We start from the raw sequence: 22,392 nt of genomic DNA on the forward strand, positions 1-22,392 counted from the left end.
ATTCTGTTTTAAATACATACCAAAATTACTTTATGCATATCTGGATAAAAATGGACGTAAAGGAGTTTTCATGGACTATTTTGCCACGATAGAAATACCAACTTCTTTTCTGAATTCTTTAGGCGAAATGCCCACACTTTTCTTGAAATATCGGCTGAAATAAAATTCGTCTTCAAAATTAAGATCGTCTGCGATTTCTTTTATTGTTTTGGTTGTCAAATGAAGTAATTTTTTAGCTTCCAAAACAATGCGATCTTGAATAAGCTGAGAAGGCGATTTCCCGAAATGTTTTTTGATTCTTTTACTGAAAGTATTCACACTCAAATTGTATTTAGAGGCATAAAAAGCGACTTCTTTTGCCTCTGAAAAATGAGAATCCAACAAATGCTGAAACTTCAAAATGTCAGCGTTTCCAATAGATTCCTGAATCTGTGGTGACATTTTGAGCTGTTTTTCTTTACTGCTTAAGGCTAGAATAACCTGCAGATAAGACTTTAGAATCGAATTATCATAATCCATTTCTGAGTCTTCTACCCTTTTCATTCTTTCCATAATGCTCGTGATTTCCTCGTAAATAAAATCGGAAACCGTTACAAAAGGTTCACTATAAATATCATTGAATAAAATTCCGTTGCAAGCCACTTCTTTTTTATGGTATTCAATACAGTAAAAATCTCCGTGAAAACTGAGAATATTTAGGAAAGGTGCTGTCGAACTTTTCCATTGCAATAACTGATAGGGAGTTAAAAACAAAAGACATTTCCCTTTACATTCGTAATCAGTTAAATCAACAGAAAAAGCCGCTTCTCCATCAAACATCAAAATGTTGTAATACGGTTCATTGATTGTCTTTTCAAGAAAAGAAGATTGTTTCAGTTCGATTTTCATTTTACTAAATTACAGATTTGTTTTTGTTTCTCGCAGATTCCGCAGATTTGAGCAGATTAAAACTTCAAAACTTTGCGTCTTTGCGACTTTGCTAGATTATATTTTAAGTATCTTTTTCCTTCCTTTGAAAAATTGCTCGCAAAGTCGCTAAGGCTCAAACTTATTTATATTCATTCTTAAACCGATTTTGACATTCGTCAATGTTTTTTTCCTTGATTAGCTTTACTTTTGATAATGATTAATTTTTAAGAAATGATGAATGAACTTGAGGCTTTAATTCAGAGCAGATTACAACTAGAAAATGATGAACTGAACACCATTCTATCCTGCTTTAAATTAATACAAGTAAAAAAGAATGAACCACTGCTTAAAAGCGGAACCGTTGCAGATAAAATCTATTTTATTAAAAAAGGCTGCCTGCGATTGTATTACAGCACAGAAGATCATAATATCGCGACTCGTTTTATGGCTTTTGAAGGTACTTTTTTAACTTCAATAGTTAGTTTTATTTCTAGAGAACCAAGCACCGAATATATTGAAGCGGTTGAGGCTTCAGAGCTTTTGGCTATTTCTTATGAAGATTTTTTTCATCTTCGCAACACCATTCCGCAATGGGATAAAATGTACATCTATATTCTCGAATATGGTCTTACGGTGATTACTTCTAAACTCAGCAGTTTATTGACACAAAATGCTGCCGAACGGTATCGAAATCTTCTTAAAAACAACCCCGAACTTATTCAGAGATTGTCCAATGCCAATCTTGCTGCATACCTTAATATTTCGCCAGAAACATTAAGCAGAATAAAATCGCAGATTTAATTATAATCTGTTAACTATCAAAAAAAGCAAAAAACAACATTAAAAAACATTTTCTATCATGAGAAGTGATGAAGTAAAAAAAGGCGTTCAGCGAACTCCTCACAGATCCTTATTGCGAGCTACGGGCTTAAAAAATGAAGATTTTAGCAAACCATTTATTGGAGTGGCAAATTCGTTTATCGAAATTATTCCAGGACATTTTTTCTTAAACAAAGTATCTGAAATTATCAAAGAAGAAATTCGCGCCAATGGCTGTGTACCTTTTGAGTTTAACACAATCGGAATTGATGACGGAATTGCAATGGGACATGACGGAATGCTATATTCGCTTCCGAGTCGTGAAATTATCGCCAACTCTATAGAAAGTGTCATGAATGCGCATAAACTGGATGCGATGATTGCGATTCCAAACTGCGATAAAATTGTTCCAGGAATGATTATGGGCGCTTTACGTGTAGATGTTCCAACCATTTTTGTAAGCGGAGGCCCAATGTCTAAAGGATATACTAAAAACGGAACAGCAATTGACTTAGCTACAGCATTTGAGGCGGTTGGAAAACACGAAGCAGGAAAAATCTCTGACGAAGAATTATACGATATTGAATGCAACGCTTGTCCAAGTGGCGGAAGCTGTTCTGGAATGTTTACCGCAAATTCTATGAATACTTTGATGGAAGCAATGGGAATTGCTTTACCAGGAAACGGGACTATTCTAGCACAAACTCCAGAACGTGAACAATTGTACCGTGAAGCAGCGAGAAGAATCTGTGATATTGCAAAAGACCAACAAGCTATTGAAAAATTCAAATTAAAAAATATTTTGAACGAAAATGCCGTTCGCAACGCTTTTGCTGTCGATATGGCAATGGGCGGAAGTACAAATACTGTTCTTCATATGCTTGCAATTGCGAACGAAGCTAATGTTGATTTTAAATTAAAAGACATTAATACCATTTCGGGAAATGTGGCGCATATTGCTAAAATCTCGCCAAGTTTAAGCACGGTTCATATGGAAGATATCAACCGAGCTGGTGGTGTAAATGCAGTTATGAAGGAAATAAACAAAAGAGGTTCAGGCGTTTTAATTGATAATCTAACAATCAGCGGTGAAACTTTATTGGAGAAAATTGCTAATGCCGAAATTAAAGACACCACTATTATTCATACCATCGATAATCCGTACAGTAGAGTTGGTGGATTGGCCATTTTATACGGAAATCTTGCTGAACAAGGTGCGGTTATTAAAACTGCAGGATTAACTGGAGATCGCGTATTTACGGGTAGCGCAGTCTGTTTTGATGGTCAAGCCGAAGCGATTGCAGGAATTATGATGGGAAAAGTGAAAGCCGGAAATGTAGTGGTTATTCGTTACGAAGGGCCAAAAGGCGGACCTGGAATGCAAGAAATGCTTTCTCCTACGAGTTTAATTATGGGAATGGGACTTGGAAGTTCTGTAGCCTTAATTACAGACGGAAGATTTAGCGGTGCAACAAGAGGAGCATCAATCGGACACGTTTCTCCTGAAGCTGCCGAGGGCGGTATGATTGGTTTGTTAAAAGATGGTGACGAAATTCATATCGATGTAGATCAATATATTTTGTCTGTTAATTTAAGTGATGAAGAAATTGCTGCAAGAAGAGCTGCTTTCAAACCATTAAAAAAACCATTAAATTCAAAATGGCTTTCACAATACAGAGCGTTAGTAACTAATGCAAGTACTGGAGCTGTCTTGAAAACAGATTTAGATTAAAAATTTAAAAAAATCTCAAAAAAAATGTCCCAGAAAGTTAGCTTTTCTGGGAACATTTGGGATTGAACAATTCTAATTATTCAAAGCTGGTTTCGTTATATATTTCTTTTCTAATTCATGAAACAAGAATGCATTGGAAGTTGGTATAATTCTTCAAAATCGATTCCAGCAAGATTTAGGCTTTTAAAAAATGTTTTTGCTTTATTTTTTGCCTGTTTATTCAATCCGGTATAAAATATTTCATTGCCATTCTGATCTTGGTTTATCATAGAAAGCACTTCTGGGTTCACTATATTAAGGACCTTTATAACATGAGATTCTGGCAAAAGCGATGCGATGATTTCGCCCGATGATTTCACATTTGGCTTTAAGCATTCTAGACTAAAAATAGGATTGCTTGCATATATCAGTACCTTTTCTTCCATTTCTGGCAAGTCTGCTAAAAATAGTGCAACATCTTCACGCGGAATAAAAAGTATCAATATATTGGCTTTTGCAGCTTCGTATTTGCTTACCAATTTTACATTCTTCCCTAAGGTTTTAGCTATATCTTTAAACTGGCTATTTTCGCGGGTAGAACTCAATAATACTTGATGTCCTGCCTCGACCGCACGGCTCACAAAATCCATTGTAAAACTACATAAACCAATTACTCCTATTTTCATACTTATAAACTTTGCCTTGAACCTTATAAAGCAAATATAGTCTTATAGACTATTAGAAAGCTTATCTTGTCTGTCTCAATAAATCTACAACGTTGTAGATTTAAAACTACAAACCGTGATTTCTGATTTATGTTTGCTAAGTTTGCCATATAATTTTAGTCAGATGCCAAAAATAGCGGTTCATATTTTACGTTACTGTTGTTTTCTGCTGTTGCTTACTACAACTAAAATGATCTGCCAAGAAAACTACTTGGCGAGATGGTATACTGCGGATAATAATGAACTGCAGCAGAATAGCATAAAAGCAATAGTTCAAGGCAAACACAATTTTATATGGATGACTACCGAAAATGGTATTGTTCGTTATGATGGAAATAATTTTCTTGTTTTTAATTCTTCCAATACCTCTTTAGAACATACTCGTTTTACCGATATTTTCGGAAGCATTGAAAAAGACAGTCTCACAAGTTACAATGAAAGCAAAAAAGAACTTGTCTTTATCAGAAATGCCAAAGTCCAAATTCTTAAAAAAAATGCTCCAAAATCTAGTTTGCTACGAAACGGAAGACATTTCTTCTTTCATGACGGTCTTCCATCCAACTATTCAATCAATCAGCATGAACCTTATTACATTCGATTATCTAATGGAAATATATTTTTTATAGATAATCAAACCATTGAATTATGCGATTCTAAAATGAAAAGCATCTCTAAAGCTTCTTTTAAAAACGATAATGTTTTTAATTTTTTCGCCATCAGCAATTCTCTTTTTTACCTGTCCGATAACGGCTATTATCATTGTTTTTCTAAAAAAGGTGAATCTTCTGGAAAACTGAATGTCATACCCACAAGGAATCGTAAGTTATTCTGGAACATTACTACAGGTCAGGTTTTTCTATCTGTAAAGAATAAAATTTATCAGTTAAAAAATCAAAATGACCAATTAACAGCTCAATTAATTGTCGAATACAAAGATTTTGAAACAAGCAATATTATCGCAGTTTATTTTGATCAGAAAAATAAAAAACTGTACTTAGGAAGCGGTACAAACGGATTGTGCATTATTTCTTTTCCTACTTTTAAAACCATAAAAAAAAGTAAAGAGAGAACCGAAGTTTATTATGCTGCGCAGGCTTTTAGCGATAGCACCGTAATCACTTCTGAAGGATTGATTATCAACAATAAAAGAGTTATTGACAGTATTCCTTTTCCTAAAAGTGTTTTTTTGGATGAACGACTAAATATTGCTCTTGACAATGAGAAAAATATCTGGATAAGCCGATCCATGAAAGTATTTTGTTATCTAAAAAAATCGGGATACAAAAAATACATCACCTACCCTTTTGATCAAAATCCGAAAACAATATTTAAAGATAACAGTAATACCATTTGGGTCTCTTTAGGAATAGATGAGTTTAATAAACCTAAATTGTATGCTATAAAAAACGGAACAGTAAAGTTTGAAGCCGTTTTTAAAAACAACATCAATTATATCGTTCAGCAAAATAGCATTTTGTATTTGGGTGGAGATAACGGACTGTTTTTGTATGATTTAAAAACCAAAAAACTGCATTTTGCAAAAAACACTGAAAACATAAACATTAGGAGCGTTTTTATAGATAGCAAACAGAAAATATGGCTTACCACATACGAAAAGGGCTTCTTTCTTTATGAAAACCAGAAACTATATTCTTTTCCAACAGACGAGGAACATTATTTAAATTCTGCGCATTGTATTATTGAAGACAAAAACGAATTTTTCTGGATATCAACCAACAAAGGTCTCTTTCAGGTTTCTAGAAAAGCGTTGCTGCAGCATTACAAAAATAAAAATACGGTTATATATTACCATCAATACAATAAAGCAGACGGTTTCCTGATTAATGAATTTAATGGTGGCTGCCAACCTTGCGGGAATTTTCTAAAAAATAATGATATTGTTTTTCCGTCTATGAATGGCATTGTATTTTTTAATCCGTATAAAGTGTCTCCTTTACTTCCTGGCAAAGACCTTTTTATTGATAGAATTGTTCTAGATCAGAAAGTTATTACTCCGAAAGATACTATTGTCTTAAAAAACAATTTTCAGCGAGTAAGTTTTTTAGTTTCGTATCCTTATTACGGAAATCCAAAAAATGTAGCCATCGAAGCAAAAATGGACAAAATTGGCAGTGATCGCTGGGAACGATTGAAAGCCGATAAATCAATCTCTTTTACAACGCTGCCTCCTGGAACTTATACGCTTACCTTTAGGAGTTTATCTGGTTTTGATGCCAATTATGCTTACAAAACTGTGATTCTTGTTGTGCCAGCAAAATTTTATCAGACCATCTGGTTTGCTGTTCTTTGCTGTTTCCTTAGTGCTGGTTTTGTAATTTCACTTTGGCATATACGATTGTATTACCAAAGAATGAAAAGAAGACAGCTGGAAGAAGTAATTGCTAAAAAAACAAAAAAATTAGCTTCTACCGTTAAAAAACTAGAAAAAGCAGAAAACAACTTAAAACAAGAAATTAAACAGCATGAAATGTTGGTTAAAAGTATGAGCCATGATATCAAAAGTCCGCTAAAATTCTTGTCTTCTTCTATAAAACATCTTTTTGAAAACAGTACCATACAAGGAGACCCAAAACTCAAACAGCAATTGGGTACTTTACAGACATCAACTTCCCAACTGTATGAGTATGTTGAAAATCTTATCAAATATTCTTCTATTTTTATTGAAGGAAAAAAATTAGAAGATGAATGTTATTCTTTATATGAACTCATCGAAGAAAGTATTCAGATTTTTGAAAAGATTGCAGAAGCCGAAAACAATATCATTATCAATAATGTACCTAATGCTTTATTTGTGAAAACAAACAAAAAAGCGCTTTCGATCATTATTCATAATTTAATTGATAATGCCATAAAAAATACCAGAAACGGAAGAATTGCGCTATTATGCACTACTCAGAATAACATTTTAAACTTAAAAATAATCGATAATGGAAAAGGAATGAGCAAAGAACTTCTTGATTATTATCACAATTTTTATAAAAATCCAATTTCAAAAAATTATCATCTAGGACTCCACATGATTATTGAGCTTCTTATTCTTATTGAAGGAAATATTAACATTATCAGCGACCTAGATAAAGGAACTACGATCGAGATTATGGTTGAGTACAACTAACTCTTAAACGTTTTATATAAGTTGATAAGCTCTACCAAATTATTGACCTTTAGTTTTTCAAAAACCCTTGCCTTGTAGGTACTCACAGTTGACATGTGAATGTTGAGTTTATTTGAAATTTCTAAATTGCCATTTCCCTGAACCAACAGATCTGTTATTTGAAGTTCTCTTTTAGACAAACCTTCCAACGGATTTAAAGTCTTTTTGCTAGTCTGAATATTGACCAATTTGCTAACTAATTCAGACGAAATATAAGTTCCAGATTCAAAAATTGAAGTAATGGCAAACATGATTTTTTCTTCGCTGCACAGTTTGTCGACATAACCGTTGGCACCAGAAGAAAGGTATTTTAAAGCATATTGTTCTTCTTCATGAGCCGAAAAAACCAATATTTTGACATCGGGCTGAATGGCTCTAATGTCGGTTATCATATCGGTATTTTTTCCTCCCGGAATATTAATATCTAAGATAACTAAATCAAAAGGCAGATTTTTTAAAAGTGTAATCGCTTCAAAGAAATTTTCGGCATTCGAAATGGCAACATCTTCAAATTGTCGCTCCAAAATCATGGCAACTCCATTTCGCACTACCAAATGATCATCTACTATTAAGATTTTCTTTGTCATCTTCGTTATTTCTTGGTAAATCCTTTTCTGGTCATTTCGCCCCAACCTTTTGTTCCCATAATTTTTTCTTTATATCCAATTAAAGCGGCATAAACCGTAAGCGGATGAAAGTAAAATGGTTCTATAAAAGCGGCCATTAGCAACTTAAAAAAATCAACTTGTTTTGGATATTTATGATAGGTTTTTTCTTCGCTGTATAAAGCAATCACCGAAAAGAACACTGCAAAGGTATACACAAAAAGCAGCAGTAAAAAGAAAAAATGCCAATTTAAAATACCAAAGATTATAAACACTGCAGTGATGACCAAACCAATAAATTCTATGGCAGGAGCTAGAAATTCAAACAAAGTCCAATAGGGCACACTTAACATTCCGAGTAGTTTGTATTTCGGATTTAAGAACATTCCGCGATGAAAACTTAACGTTTCTATAGTTCCTCGCATCCAACGAGAGCGTTGTTTTTTGAATATTTTGAAATCTTCTGGCGCTTCTGTCCAACAAAGCGGGTCTGGAATATAACTTACTGAATAAGGCAGTTTATTATCCATCATATAACGGCGCATTCTTACAATGAGTTCCATATCTTCTCCAACCGTTTTGGTACTGTAACCGCCAGAAAGTATGGCTATTTCTTTGTCAAAAGCTCCAAAAGCACCGCTAATAAGCAGTAATCCATCTAGTTTTCCCCAAGCCATTCTTCCTAATAGAAAAGCTCTAAGATATTCTAAAACCTGAATTCTCGATAGCATTACATCTGGAACATTTACTTCGACCAAACGTCCGTTTTTAATAACACATTGGTTGGCAATTCTCACGACACCTCCCGTTGCAATAATACGTTTTCCGTGCGATTCTAAAAATGGTTTTGCGAGTTTTAAAAGTGAGTCTTTATCTAGGATACAATCAACATCAATACAAACAACATAAGGATTTTGCGCAATATTAAGTCCAACGTTTAAAGCATCGGCTTTACCTCCATTTTCTTTATCAACGACAATCAGTTTTTTGAAAGCCGCATTTCTTGAAGTGTAAATTCCTCTGATTTTTTTGGTTTCAATTTTTGGATGAAATTCCAAATCAGTCAAAACAAGATCGTAAGTTTTGGTCAAGATTTCCATCGAATTGTCTTTACTTCCATCATTGACCACAATAACTTGATAATTATTATAATTCAGCGAAAGCAGTGATTTTACATTCTCTTCAATCGTAAGACCTTCATTGTAAGCCGGAGCAATTAGCGAAAGGTGAGGAGCAAATTCACTGGTCAGTAAAACATCATAATCGACAAAACTATTTCTTTTAAGATACTTTCTCAGCTCTTTTGTAGAAAGATAAGCCAAGATTAGGTACGAAGACATGATAAGTATGGCGTAACCAAGAATAAGGAGTATATATGCCTCCAAAAACCACGTTATTTCTGTATTAAAAAAAGTCATTTCTTATTCAATTATACCGTTAATGTCTGCAAAAGACTCTGGGCTTTGTATTTAATTACAGTGTTTGAAGTATGTTCTGCCAAATGAGCCACATAAGGAAGCTTCTGTGTTAGTTTAAGCTCTTTTATAAGTTTTAAACCAAGTGCAATTACTGTTGTATTTTGCGATTCTAATAAATGTTCGATTCCTTCAGTATCGCCAATATCGTGTTTTTTAAAAGCTCCAATAATATTCAGCTGCATCCAATCGTCTATAGGATCTGAATGTTCTACCAAATATTTTACGCTTTCTGTTCCTTCAAGTTTTATCGCCGCATTGAGTGCAACAATTTTTAATGTTTTCTTTCTGGCTTTAGAATAAACAATAATCTGATCAAATGCTTCTTTGATATTAAACTCTGCCAGCTCGGTAATTCCTTTGCATTTCACTTCCCATTTCAGGCTTTTGAGTTTTTTAAATGAATCTTTTATCAATCCAGAATCTTTGTAAAACTCTTCTAGTTTCTGAGCATAAATGCCTTCGTAATTTTTATGGAGATTTATAATCGATTCGGTTAAAACTTCTCTGAAAAAAGCAGTATCAAAAAGCACTAGAAAATTTTTGTCTTTTTTTACTTCAGCAAACAGAGCATCCTCAAAAATAACAGCTGCCATTACTTTGTCTATTATAAAACTGTATTCTTTACTAAGGCGTTCCTTTTTTATTTTAGTGTTTCTGCTGGCCACAATAACAAGATACAGAAAGAGTGAGGCTGCAATAAACAGATAAATAGAAAAGGTAAGAAAAGGCACTTCCCATTGACCGTTTTTATATAGATTCCAGATTTCTGTCATATTAAAAACGTTTCGTTACAATTAACTGTACATTAAACTTGTTTCTATATTCTCCTGGGATATATTCTTCATATTCGTAAAGGAAAATCGGACGTACGAAAAACGAATCGCCAAAACGATGCTGATACTGAATTCCAACACGATACGCTTTTAGTGGTTGTGTAAAATTATTGTACAAATAGAGATAAGGAACATTTCCGTATTGCAATTCCAATCTGATAAGACGCTCTTTTTCTTCATTTACTCGCTGCACACTCAAAACATGAGAAAACAATTCGTTCGAAATATCGTAATAAGGTCTGTACGCAAAACTGTAAATTCCTGCATTATAGGCAACTTGTCCCGTAAGCAGTGTAATATCGTCTGTATCAAAATGCATGAATCGTCCTCCAAGCGAAAAATCGAACTTTTTCTGTGGCTTAAAATAATATTCTAAACCTGCTTTGGCTACAGGAAATATTGTTTCTCCTGTTGATACACCAGCATTTGCATAGAGATAGCTTTTGTTTGAAAAGGTCTGATAGAAATCGGTTTCAAATAACATTTGGGTTTCATTGCCTATATTTCCAATATTGGCTCTTCCTACGATTGCCGATTTGCTGAATTTATGCGAATATTCAACATACCCATAATGAAATGGCTGCTGTCCGGGATCTGAAGTCGAAATATTTAAATAGGAAGCCGAAACTGTATTTTTGGCTTTACGTCCAATAAGTGTGCGTATTCCGCTAAAGGCCTGAGTACTATTATCAATATAAGATGCTTTTTCGATTAAATCTAAAGCTTCCTGATCGCGATTTAGTTTCTCCAGACAAGTGGCTTTAATCTTCAAAACATCGATAGATTTTGGATCAATAGCCAGATATTTATCGCAATACAAAATACATTTTTCATAATCTTCAGTCCAGAAATAAACATTTACAAGTGCTTGCAAAGCTTCAGGATTCGGATTATTTCTGTCTGCCATTGGAGACAAAATTTTTATAGCAGTTTTATATTCTTTTTTCCAGCTGTAAATACGTCCTGCGTAAGTCTGAATATCTTCATTTTCAGGATATTTGGCACGCAGAGGCTCAATAATAGATAAGGCTTTATCAAAATTTTCTTTTTCAACCTCGCGCTTCACATTAGCCAAAGCTTCGTCTATGTTGATTTCTTGCGCAATTGCAACAGAAGAAATAAAAAGCAGGAAAATAGAATAACAAATAAACTTCATCAGATTCGGGTTTTTAGTAATTTATTAATTCTCACTAAAAGTACTGCCGGACTTACTGGTTTAGCAATAAATTCGTTTGCTCCAATATCAAAAGAATCAAGCTCGGTTTGCTCGACACCAGAAGAAGTCAATATAATTACGGGAATATCAGATTTAAGGTTCTCTCGAACATGCTGCGTAATTTCCATTCCGCTCACACCCGGCATATTTATATCTGTCAATATTAAATCATAGTTTTCATTTTCGATCGCTTCAAGCGCCTCTTTTCCGTCAGAAAACTGGTCAACACTAAATCCTTTAGACTCTAAGAAAAAAGATAACGATTTGCGTAGGATATCATTATCTTCGGCTACAATAATTCTCATTTTTATTATTTTTTTATCTGGGGGATATTCAAAATTATAACATCTTTATTATAAAGCTACTGCATATTTCTTTTATATCATAGCTCTTTCAAAATTTTAACGACTTCTTCGATTCCACAGTGAAAAATATTCACTTTATCTAATGTTTCGGTAGTAAATTCGCCAGATGACGCTTCTTCTTCGATAATCGACAGACAATTGCTCAAATCTTGCAGCATAAAAATATCCATACTTGATTTCATATTATGCGCCAGTTTTTTTACGCTGTCGTAATCGGTGTTTTTAAATGCTTCTTCTAGCTGTGCCGACTGACTTGGAATTTTTTCAATAAAAAGACCTATCATATCTTTCCTAAATTCGGCATCGCCTCCAGACATTTCATCTAAAAATGACATATCGATAATTCTTTTATGATGTGCATCACTGTCTGGTGTCATTGCCGTTTTTATGGCTTTTAAAAGTACAGTCTGTTTAAAAGGTTTTGGCACATAAGCGTTCATTCCAACTTTGTAGCATCGCTCCTGCTCTCCTACTAAAGAATGCGCTGTCATGGCAATAATTGGTATGCTAGAATTCATTTCATTCCTGATATATTCTGTGGTTTGGTAGCCATCTTTTACAGGCATCTGCAAATCCATTAAAACCAAATCATATTCATTTTGAGACAAAAGCTCAATACCCTCTTCACCGTTTTGTGCAATATCCAAATCGAAACCAAAATTATTAATTACGCTTTTTGCAAGCTTTTGGTTTAGAACATTGTCTTCGCAAAGCAATATTTTAAGATTTCCTAAATCGTTTTTAGAAACTGTTTTTACTGTTGTTTCCTCAAAGTTTGATTTTTTGTACGAAAGGGTAAAGAAAAACTCCGAACCGCGATTTAGAGTACTTTTTACGTGAACTTCTCCTTTCTGAAGTTCTACTAATTGTTTTACAATATTAAGACCAAGTCCGGTACCGCCAAATGTTCGTGTCGTGCTTTCTTCGCCTTGTGTAAAACGTTCAAAAATAGTTTCGAGTTTATCTTTTGGGATTCCGATTCCGGTATCTTTTATAGAAAACTTAAACGAATAACTGTCTTCCGTTTCCTCTATTTTCTTTACCGAAACGGTTACCTCTCCTTCATTTGTAAACTTAAGTGCGTTACCGATAAGGTTTACCAAGATCTGATTTAATCTTCCTTGATCGCCAACAACCAAATCTGGCAATTCGGCATCCAGAAAAAGGTTAAACTCAACGTCTTTTTGTGCTTTAACTTTCAGTAAGCTATAAACATGTTTAAGCGTTTTCTTCAAATTAAAAGGCTCCGATTCTATAGGTAAATTTCCAGATTCAATTTTAGAAAGATCGAGAATATCATTTACAATCAGAAGCAAATTTTCGCCTGCAATCTGTACACTTCCAATATAATCGCGCTGTGTATCGTCGAGTTCGGTCTGTGCAAGCAAATCTGTGAATCCGATAATAGCGTTTAACGGAGTTCTAATTTCGTGGCTCATATTGGCCAAAAAACTATCTCTCGCCAAAACGGCACGCTCGGCAATTTTTCTCTGTGTATATAATTGACTGTTTTTTGTACCTAATTCCAGCTGTGCGATTACGTGTTTCGCTATAATAGAAAGTGCATTACGCTGATTTTCATTCAATTCTTTAACCTCGTGATCAATAGCGCATAATGTTCCAATATTATAGCCATCTGGCGTTGTAAGCGGTACACCAGCATAAAATCTCACATTGAAACCTCCAGTAACATTGGGATCGTCTTTAAATCTTTCATTGACATGGGTATCATTGATTTCAACAATTTCGGTATCCAAAATAGTGTAATTGCAGAAAGTTATTTCTCTTGGCACTTCAGAAACTCCAATTCCAATCTCCGATTTAAACCATTGTCTGTCTTCATCGATAAAAGAAATATGGGCAATTGGTACACCACAGATATAAGAAACAAGCTTTGTAGCATCGTCAAAAGCATTGTCTGGAAGCGTGTCAAGTATATTATAACGTTTAAGGGCTGCTAAACGCTGTAGCTCGTTTTCTGGAATTGGGTAATCTTTGTTCATTTCTTCTGCGTGGTAAAAGTATAAAGGTAAGTCAAATTAGTGTAAAACCCTTGCTCTATCTCAATTTAAATTCTTTTTAAGGTTAAAAGGAATGGTCGTTTTTTGAGTTTTACAGCGAAAAAAAATCTTTAAAAAAGGCATTTTTGCATTCTATATTTTTAGAAAAAAACACTTAATAAATTTCGAGTCATTTTTATATATTCGCTTATAACTAAACCAAAACCAAAAATGAATTATAACCCCAATTATAATGCTGCTTATCAATTTGAAATTGATCCTAAAATAAAAGAAACTTACCGAAACGCTGATCGAATTTTTGGTTCTAACCCAGACACAATTACAAAAATTTCTAAAAGACTTTTGATATTTGGCATCATAATAATGCTTATTAGTATAAAAGCAGTACTTAGCTTATTATGGTTGCATATAACTCCTTTAACGTTTATAGCCGCACTTGGTGCATTTTTGATTTATGCATCGGTTTATTTACGTAAAAATATTTCCAAATTTCCTATCTTAATAGTATATCAGGATGAAATACTTTTTAGAAAGCAGAAACATTTTGGCCGTCTCAAAACCATAGACATTTATAATTTCTACAAAAATCCAGCAGAATTTGAAGCCTTAGATAAAACCGATTTAAAAGAGGCAGTTATACCAACTGGCATTTTTAACACCGGCGATCTTTATGTAGAGACAAAAAAAGGCGAGAAAATTTTTCTCTTGCTAAATGTCGAAAAAGAATATCGAGACTATATTGCTTCTTATTTACAGCGCTATATCAATAATTGATAATTGATAATTAATAATTGTTAATTGTTAATTGTTAATTATAAACTAATAATCTTATCAAGTTCTAGCGTTGTGTTTCCTGATGGAAGCACTTTTGGTGCTTTTACTAGTTTTTGGGCTAAAAATGCAGTTGTAATTGGTTTCAGATTTTTAAAAAGTCCGATTGCATTAAAGAATTTTATGAATTTAACTGAAATCTTTTCGCCTAAACGATCTGTATTTTCTCGAATTAAAGGCCCTGGCCTGAAAATAATATATTGAGGAAAATGAAGCTCTTGAAGATGGTCTTCTAATTTTCCTTTCATCATAGAATAAAAAACACTGCTTTTTGCCAAAGCGCCATAAGAAGAAACCAAAACCAAAGAATTAACTCCGTTTTGTTTTGCGGCAGCTGCGAATTCGGCAGGAATATCGTAGTCGATTTTCCATTGTTTTTCTTTAGAACCCGCATCTTTTAAGGTAGTTCCTAAACAAGAAAAAAGCACGTCTCCAGTAATTGCGCTTTGAAATGAATTTATGTTCGAAAAATCAACAACATTCTCTATCAATTTTGGATGTGATTTTCCTGTTGATCGTCTCACAAAAATTGAAACTGATTCATAATCATTGTTTTCTAAAAGCAGATTAACCAGTTCTTTTCCTGTTGCGCCTGTGGCTCCAATTACCAATGCCTTCATAATGTTTGGAATTTTGTATTGTAAATATAATGATCTTTTTTATTGAAAAAAACGTCTATCGATATGTCGCTCCTCTGGAGCTTTCTTCTCTAGCTATTTTATTTGCTATAAATATTATGCTTCTCCGAAGCATTTCGTTACACAAAAAAAGGCTGTCAATTTGGTGACAGCCTCAAATTATTACAATTTTAAATTTTATCTTTTAATAAATTTCTGAGTATATTTCGCTTTGTCTGTTGCAATATTGATAATGTAAAATCCTTTGGCAAAATTACTTACGTCAATTTGATTGTTATTTAGTCTCGTATTGATGGTTCTTCCATTAACATCATAAATAACAACATCTGTAATTTCGTCTTCACTGCTGATATTCAAATAATCTGAAACTGGATTTGGGTAAATAGATAATTGCACTTTCGTGAATTCGTCTCTGCCTAAAACCGCTGTATCAACCAAAATCGATTTTTCGACTATTTTACCATTAGAATTAAAACTGATTACAATTGTCGCAGTTCCTCCTATTTTCGGTGTTAAAATCAGTTCTTCGTTAGCATTAATTTCTGCCGAGACAATCGTTTCATCACTGTTTAATTTTATCGTTTTTACAATTGCTGCAGATAAATTGTCTTCATCTGAAACTACCGTTTTTAAATCAATAATTGTTGGACTTCCCGTTGAAATTTCTGAAGGCAGAATTGCATTAACAACTGGAGCTGCATTATCTGGAAATACCGTCATTGCGGGAAACCAATAATAATCGTTTAACGTTTTTGTATCGATCAATTTTCCTGTATTGTCAAAAGTATGAATCCAGTTTTTTTGGTAATGTGCTCCAAAACCGCTTTCTGTTGTGTTTACAATAATCTCATCTGAAACAGGATCAATTCTCAACGCTGCTCCATAAGGAATTTGTTTAAAGCTTCCCGTTTGTCCCGGAAGTGTAGCAAAACTTTCATTGAATTTTTTGGTTGCCACATCAAACTTTACAATTTGAACTCCCGATGTAAATGCGTTGACAGAATTCATCCAATACAAAGCATTTTCTTTATTGCTGTATGTAAAACTACCTGCATTCCATGCGCCCCAAGAACCTAAATATTGAGTGGTTGGTATGGCATATTCGATAGCTGCAAAAGTTATGGGGTCAATATTAATTATTTTCTTATTCTGGATTCCCCAAATGCTACCGTCCTTAGATTGCGTAACCGAATGAAACGCACCAGCAATTGTTTTTACAACGCTATTTGTTTTAGGATCAATGACCAAAATTCCACCATTTTGTTTTACTGCAAATACATATTGAGAAGTACGAATCATGTTTCCAATCTGCCCCGCATACTGACTTCCGCCTCCTGTTCCTGTAATGAGAGTTCCCACTTTCATATTGGCAATGTCAAAAATAAAAACTCCGTTTGAAGCACCTATATATCCCGTTTTTTCATCAACTCCAACAAAAGAACGTCCATCTCCTCCACCTACATTATCAAATTCGGCAAGGGTTTTCATCGTTAAAGCATCGGCAACAACTAGCCTTCCGCCAGGAGTATATTGTGTATCGCCTCCATCTTTAGCCTGTTTAGAAACAAAATAAAATTTATCTCCATAAATAGTTCCGTATTGCGTTGTAGCACCAAAAGCTTTATTTTCGTTTACATCGCTATACACTCTATAATTGATTTTTCCGTCATTGCTAACAAAATTTACAGATCCGTTGGTGTGGCCAAACCATTCTTCGTTTACCATGAAATACCCTTTTGTAAAATCTATGGCATTTGAATAAGGCGTTACAGGCGTAAATGCTGCGATGGGTTCTTCTGCAAACGAAACATTAAAATTCCAGACGTCCCAAGAACCATCTTGTAAAACTCGGCTCGATGCGCCTAATCCAGAATAATCAAAACCATTGTTAACATCATCTCTCACCCAATAAGACCAATATCCTTTAGTTGTCCAGCCCGATTGCCAGTGATCGGATGCATCAATTGGTGCGTATTCGTCAAAATCATAAACGGTTGTATTTACAATACCACTCACAGGATAATAAGGATAGGTTAGGTTTCCGCTTTTGTACAATCCGATTGTATTGGCTCCGTCCAAATCGAAACCGAAACCTCCAATTGCAGTTCCAAATTGAGTTCCCTGCAATAAAAGAGTGTAAAAACGAGGATCAGCTTTTGCAATGGCTTTCATCATATCTTCGCCAGTTGCACTTCCATTCCATTTAAATCCCCAGATTAAAGCATCTGCATTTTTTCCGTCATTCCATTGCACTGCAAATGCTGCTCTATTAGCACCGGCACCAACCCAAAACTGAATATCATCAAATGTGGTTACATTGGCACTTTTTGCTGTTAGTTGTTTTTGCGTTGCCGTTTTTAATTTGATGTCATTTCTAAGAACGCCTTGCAATGTTATTTGTGCGTGGGTTAGAAATGCAAAAAATAGCATTATTACGATAAAGTAGTTTTTCTTCATATTGTTTTGGTTTTAAAATGTTGTGTTAATCTGTTGTTTTGTTTAACACATAGAAAAATCAGGATATATCTTATTTGTCGTAAACTTTGTCAAAGTTTAAAACTTTGACAAAGTTCTAGTAAGAAATCACAAGGCTAAATCTATGTTTCTATATGTTAAAAAAATTAGTTAAGATGCAAATCATAAGCACCTGAAACTTCTGTAGAAACTTCTCCAAGCCAGCCCGCTTCCTGATTGATTGCGGTGTATATTTTTACGAAGTCTATTCCAGGAAGTTTTACGTATTTTCCGTTTTTATCGACTGCCCAAGAAATATCGATATTCGAAGCTTCATCATTATTTGGGGCGTTATCTGCATAACCAAATTCAAACGATTTGCCTACCCAATAAAAGCCTTCACCACTTTGATCATAGAAATTATCTGCTATTCGAGTTCCTTTTAAAGTGTAAGACGCATCGGCAATCCAGAGCGGGTAATAATTTTGTTCATGAAACACATTTTGTGATTTATAACCTGAATTTCCAGCATTATCCTGCCATTTGATATATTCGGTATTAACCTGCCAAAATTCGTTTCCTACGACTGGCAATTTGTTTGGATCTGGTTTGAAATAAGTAATCGAGTAATTTTTTGTAGTCGTGTTTTTAAAGTACTCGCTTCCAGCTATTTCAAACCATTCGTCTTCGTCTGGTTTTCCATTTTTATTCTTATCGTAAGCCACCATAATAATTCCGGGTTCACAAGATCCTGCACGCGCTTCGTTGGCTTCATTTCCCCAAAAAGCATTTCCTAAAACTTTAAAATCTCGTCCGCCCATGTTCGGAATCGTATGATCAAAACCAAACACTACATAACCACCAAAACCGCCCAGCGAAATCATTGTGGTGTTGGAACCTACAATTGCATTTTTTGCTGCAGAAATCATATTGGCTTCTGTATTTCCTGATGTATATAGCGGAATTTCGTTTGTAAATTGTCCAACTGCAGGACGAAAATCAAATACATTAGAAATATATTTACTGTATGTTCCTGTTTCTTTTACAACGTTGATTGATGCGTTATAAAGTTTAATTTCTCCATTAACTTCTACTTTTAAAGTCAGCGGATAATTCTTTGCGTACGGACTTATAAAATCTAAATCGGCATTTTCTGAGATAATCGAATCTTTAATGCTCCAAGTCAGTTTTGCTGTACTTGGAAGATCTGTTGCTATATTCAGAACTTTAAAACGATCAATCGTGTAATTTTCCTTCAGCACTTCTGCGGGAAGCAGATTTTCCTCATTGTCATTATCCTTATCACAAGCCACAAATCCCAAAAAGAGAATTGAAAACAAAGCGATTTTTAAAAGGTTTCTATCCAACATTTTTAATTTTTAATTTTTAATTTTTAATTTTTAGTTATAAAAGCAATATGAGCAGGAATATTCCCTGCGGTTGTTTTCCATTTTAATTTTCCATCTGGCGTAAAACAGTAGATATAACCCGTTACGACGTAGTTTTGCGCATCGGTAATGTAGATTTCTTTGGTTTCTGGATTGACTTGAAGTCCGTACGGAATCATGATTTTTTTATCGGTTCCGTCCGTGATAATCTGATTGGTAATTACTTTTTTAGTTTTCGTATCCAAGATTCCGTAACTCACTTTATTACTGCCTGATAAGTAACTCCAAGAAACGCTGTAGTAATACAGTAAATCATCTACCAGACAAGTTCCAGAAACAGGAATATCGAGCTGCATTTTCTTTTCGTCTGTTTGTGTATCAATCACAAAAAGATTAGATGGCGTGTTGTAGTAATCGCCTCGTGAACTCACGTAAATATCACCGCGACTATCAATTTGCATGCTGTACAAATTAATGCCCACATCTATTTTTTTGATTTCTGTGAAAGTCGCCAAATCAATAACTGAAACAGTTCTATCGTAATTTGGAACTCTGTAACCGCCAGAATTGGCCACATACAATTTTCCGTTATGAATAACCATTTGTTCAGGCTGATAACCCACGGTTACTTTTCTTTTTATTTCTAATGAAGTGGTATCAATTTCGGCCACAAAACCGATTTCTGCATTTGGATTAATGGCAACTGGCCCCGAATAAGAACTTATATAAGCTTTGTCTTTATAAAAAGCCACATAACGGCAATTGGGAATATCTATTTTTTTGATACGTTTTGCCGTCCATTTTTCTAAAACTTCCACTTTGTTAGAGCAATTTATGACAGCATAAACTTTATTTCCGTAGATTTTAATATCGTTTCCAACATCTCCCAATTCTTTTACCACACTCGGGTTTCGCTCAGAATATACATCTGTGGTATAATTTCCCGTTCTGTAATTAAAAACATCGAGGCTGGCTCGGTTCATTCCCATATTTCCTTCATTTAAAAGATAGAAACCTTCAATATTTCCATCACTTCTGGGCGCGGCAACAGCTATATCTGAAGAAAGAAATATTGTTTCATCTTCGCGGCAGGAAATCATTAAAACCGTTACGGCTAAAACAATTAGTATTTTTAAAAAGCTCTTTTTCATAACTCAAAACTGATTATAAATTTGAATGTTCGCCCTGGCATCGGGTAATTGTAGATTACTTCGTACTGCTGATTGAAAGCGTTGTTGACTTCAATCGTTCCGTTTAATTTGTAATTTTTAAATGCGAAAGATTTCTGAACCGCCAAATCATGCGTATACCAAGGCTGTACTTCGTTTACTTTAATATTATTGACATTTCCGTTGTAGCGCTTTCCGACATAAATGAAGCTGTAATTGAAGTTCCAAGATTTGTAATTGGCATTCAAAATTCCAGATCCGCTATGCCAAGGCGTGTACGGAATCTGATCTCCGTAAGAAGACATTTCTAAACCGACAATTGTTGTAAAATCCTGACTTTTAGAATAGGTATACGTTAAATTCGCATCAAGTTTTAGCTTATTAAAATGAGTTCCCATGTTTAGAACCGTTTCGATTCCTTTTCCTTTAACCTGACCGATATTCGTCATCATCCAGCGAAATAAATTTCCAGTCGGTGCGGCAACAATTTTGTCTTTTGTATTGGTGTAATAAGCATCTGCCTGAAAAGAAAATTTATCGAAAAAGTTTTCTCTTACAGGGAAATTATATGTAAAACCAACATCATACTGATTCATATATTCGGGCCTCAAAGTGCTCGAACCAATCATGGTATAGTACAAATCGTTGAAAGTTGGCATTCTGAAAATACGCTTTGCAAATGCTCTTAAATTGAAATCGTATTTCTTAAACGGAGTATAACCTAGAAATATAGCGGGCGTAAATTCGGTTTTATTGGGTGCTTTGGCATTGTATTCTACTTCCTCAATTACACGGGTTCCTAATACATTTCCTAAAACTTTAAAACCTTCATATCGATACGAAGTTGCTAGAGAAACAAGCGCTGTATATCGCTGTGGAAAAGAGAATTGTGTTTGGATTCCTCTTCTTGTCGCATTTAGTTTATTGTACTGAAAATCGGTTGACAGCGAAACATCCCAAGTGGGTAAAATGCTATACATATTAACCGCCGAGAAATACGCTTCCTGCTGGTAATAACTATCATCCGACTGTGCTCCTTCGGTTACAGTTTCGCCTAAAACATTGGTAGTATCTCGTGCAATATAATGCGTGTAGTCATAAGCGAATTTTCCTTTTAACTGGAATTTATATTTTTCTGAAACGTCTTTCGTTAAAGAAGATTGTCCGAAAAAATTCTTATCAAATTGTCTGAAACCGTCTTTAAACTTATTTTCTACAATTGCTCCCGGCGCACCACGTTCAGAATCATAATAATAGACTTTGGCATCCCAAGTTCCTTTATTAATTTTTCCATACAAACCAGATTCAAATCGAAATGCTTCTATATCGCTGTTCCATCGTGTAGCTGTGGTATCATAGGCAATGCTTCCGTCTTGATTTTTTCTTTTGTATCTAAATTTATACTGTCCGTTTGATTTGATGTATTCGGAACTGACGCTCAAACTCACTTTATCGCTCAGCTTTTGCTCCCATCTAAAAGAAGGATCATAATAATTAATGGACATTGTTTTGTAACGAACCAGCAGATTTGTTTTTTTATTGCCAATAAAAGAAGGACGTTTGGTTCGCAAATAAATCGTAGAAGCAGCCGCAAAGTCTTTTGCCGATTGAAAAATTTCGCTTTTCTGTCCATTGTACATCGTAAGCGATTCCATATCGTCAAGCGAATACTTTCCTAAATCGGTTACGCCGTTTTGCGCATTTCCAAGCTGAATTCCATCATAAAAAACACCAACATGGTGCGTTCCCATATTACGAACATCAACTGTTTTGAGTCCGCCGACTCCGCCATAATCTTTGATTTGCGTTCCTGCAAAATAACGAAGCGCATCGGCAACATTGTGACTGGAAAGATTTTCGAGCAAAACACCCGAAAGACTTTGCACGGGAATGATTTCCTGATAGGGTTTTCCTTTTAAAACCAATTCTTTTAAAACCCGCGAACTATCAGTCACTGCTTGGGAATGAAGACAAAAAGGAATCAATAAAATAAAAGTTGCAAGAAGCGTTTTTCTAAAATTATACATCACGATTTAATTAAATAAACTTTGCGTG

General features: G+C 34.5%; 17 protein-coding genes. 4 read left to right on the plus strand and 13 right to left on the minus strand.

All coding sequences use genetic code 11. From position 1 onward, the window contains the following. Positions 1–75 precede the first annotated feature (75 nt). Entirely contained in the window at positions 76–888 is an 813-nt protein-coding gene (locus tag AC5ZCW_RS02235) for a helix-turn-helix domain-containing protein (RefSeq protein WP_496117661.1), read from the minus strand. Positions 889–1,140: 252 nt separating this feature from the next. Between AC5ZCW_RS02235 and AC5ZCW_RS02240 the strand changes: the two genes are divergently transcribed. Then, positions 1,141–1,710, plus strand: a complete 570-nt coding sequence (locus tag AC5ZCW_RS02240; RefSeq protein ID WP_496117662.1) for a Crp/Fnr family transcriptional regulator — start codon at positions 1,141–1,143, stop codon at positions 1,708–1,710. 58 nt (positions 1,711–1,768) lie between these two features. Continuing rightward, the gene (gene ilvD / locus AC5ZCW_RS02245) at positions 1,769–3,460 is read left to right on the plus strand and encodes a dihydroxy-acid dehydratase (protein WP_496117663.1); all 1,692 of its coding nucleotides are present in this window, start codon (positions 1,769–1,771) and stop codon (positions 3,458–3,460) included. 110 nt (positions 3,461–3,570) lie between these two features. Here the strand turns inward: ilvD and AC5ZCW_RS02250 are convergent, their stop codons facing one another. Then, entirely contained in the window at positions 3,571–4,125 is a 555-nt protein-coding gene (locus tag AC5ZCW_RS02250; protein WP_343544573.1) for an NAD(P)-binding domain-containing protein, read from the minus strand. 163 nt (positions 4,126–4,288) lie between these two features. On the opposite strand from AC5ZCW_RS02250, the gene AC5ZCW_RS02255 reads away from it, so the two are divergent. Further along, complete coding sequence (locus AC5ZCW_RS02255; RefSeq protein ID WP_496117664.1) at positions 4,289–7,300, plus strand: sensor histidine kinase; 3,012 nt, start codon at positions 4,289–4,291, stop codon at positions 7,298–7,300. On the opposite strand, the gene AC5ZCW_RS02260 is transcribed toward AC5ZCW_RS02255, so the two are convergent. The 6 genes from AC5ZCW_RS02260 to AC5ZCW_RS02285 form a co-directional block, all read right to left on the minus strand. Next, on the minus strand, positions 7,297–7,926 hold the full coding sequence (locus tag AC5ZCW_RS02260; RefSeq protein WP_496117665.1) for a response regulator: 630 nt from the start codon (positions 7,924–7,926) through the stop codon (positions 7,297–7,299). The genes AC5ZCW_RS02255 and AC5ZCW_RS02260 overlap by 4 nt on opposite strands. 5 nt (positions 7,927–7,931) lie before the next feature. Next, positions 7,932–9,362, minus strand: coding sequence for a glycosyltransferase family 2 protein (locus AC5ZCW_RS02265; RefSeq protein WP_496117666.1), 1,431 nt, complete (start codon positions 9,360–9,362; stop codon positions 7,932–7,934). Positions 9,363–9,373: 11 nt separating this feature from the next. Beyond that, entirely contained in the window at positions 9,374–10,195 is an 822-nt protein-coding gene (locus AC5ZCW_RS02270; RefSeq protein ID WP_496117667.1) for a hypothetical protein, read from the minus strand. Between the two features lies 1 nt (position 10,196). Further along, complete coding sequence (locus AC5ZCW_RS02275) at positions 10,197–11,411, minus strand: YaiO family outer membrane beta-barrel protein (protein WP_496117668.1); 1,215 nt, start codon at positions 11,409–11,411, stop codon at positions 10,197–10,199. After that, positions 11,411–11,776, minus strand: a complete 366-nt coding sequence (locus AC5ZCW_RS02280; protein WP_496117669.1) for a response regulator transcription factor — start codon at positions 11,774–11,776, stop codon at positions 11,411–11,413. Before AC5ZCW_RS02280 ends, AC5ZCW_RS02275 begins: the two co-directional genes overlap by 1 nt. A 77-nt stretch (positions 11,777–11,853) precedes the next feature. Continuing rightward, positions 11,854–13,839 carry a GAF domain-containing hybrid sensor histidine kinase/response regulator gene (locus AC5ZCW_RS02285; protein ID WP_496117670.1) on the minus strand — a complete coding sequence of 662 codons (1,986 nt, stop codon included), beginning with the start codon at positions 13,837–13,839 and terminating at the stop codon, positions 11,854–11,856. Between the two features lie 228 nt (positions 13,840–14,067). On the opposite strand from AC5ZCW_RS02285, the gene AC5ZCW_RS02290 reads away from it, so the two are divergent. Beyond that, the gene (locus AC5ZCW_RS02290; RefSeq protein ID WP_496117671.1) at positions 14,068–14,631 is read left to right on the plus strand and encodes a hypothetical protein; all 564 of its coding nucleotides are present in this window, start codon (positions 14,068–14,070) and stop codon (positions 14,629–14,631) included. Positions 14,632–14,669: 38 nt separating this feature from the next. Here the strand turns inward: AC5ZCW_RS02290 and AC5ZCW_RS02295 are convergent, their stop codons facing one another. The 5 genes from AC5ZCW_RS02295 to AC5ZCW_RS02315 all read right to left on the minus strand — a co-directional run bounded on the left by AC5ZCW_RS02295 (position 14,670) and on the right by AC5ZCW_RS02315 (position 22,364). Continuing rightward, entirely contained in the window at positions 14,670–15,308 is a 639-nt protein-coding gene (locus AC5ZCW_RS02295) for an NAD(P)H-binding protein (RefSeq protein WP_496117672.1), read from the minus strand. A 195-nt stretch (positions 15,309–15,503) separates the two neighbouring features. After that, positions 15,504–17,783, minus strand: a complete 2,280-nt coding sequence (locus AC5ZCW_RS02300; RefSeq protein WP_496117673.1) for a T9SS type A sorting domain-containing protein — start codon at positions 17,781–17,783, stop codon at positions 15,504–15,506. A 164-nt stretch (positions 17,784–17,947) separates the two neighbouring features. Then, on the minus strand, positions 17,948–19,147 hold the full coding sequence (locus AC5ZCW_RS02305; protein WP_496117895.1) for a cell surface protein: 1,200 nt from the start codon (positions 19,145–19,147) through the stop codon (positions 17,948–17,950). 26 nt (positions 19,148–19,173) lie between these two features. Then, positions 19,174–20,319: a YncE family protein gene (locus AC5ZCW_RS02310; protein ID WP_496117674.1), complete on the minus strand. Its 1,146-nt coding sequence runs from the start codon at positions 20,317–20,319 to the stop codon at positions 19,174–19,176. Beyond that, complete coding sequence (locus AC5ZCW_RS02315) at positions 20,316–22,364, minus strand: TonB-dependent receptor (RefSeq protein ID WP_496117675.1); 2,049 nt, start codon at positions 22,362–22,364, stop codon at positions 20,316–20,318. Before AC5ZCW_RS02315 ends, AC5ZCW_RS02310 begins: the two co-directional genes overlap by 4 nt. Positions 22,365–22,392: the final 28 nt, after the last annotated feature.

Source organism: Flavobacterium sp. PLA-DH12 (genome assembly GCF_059511845.1).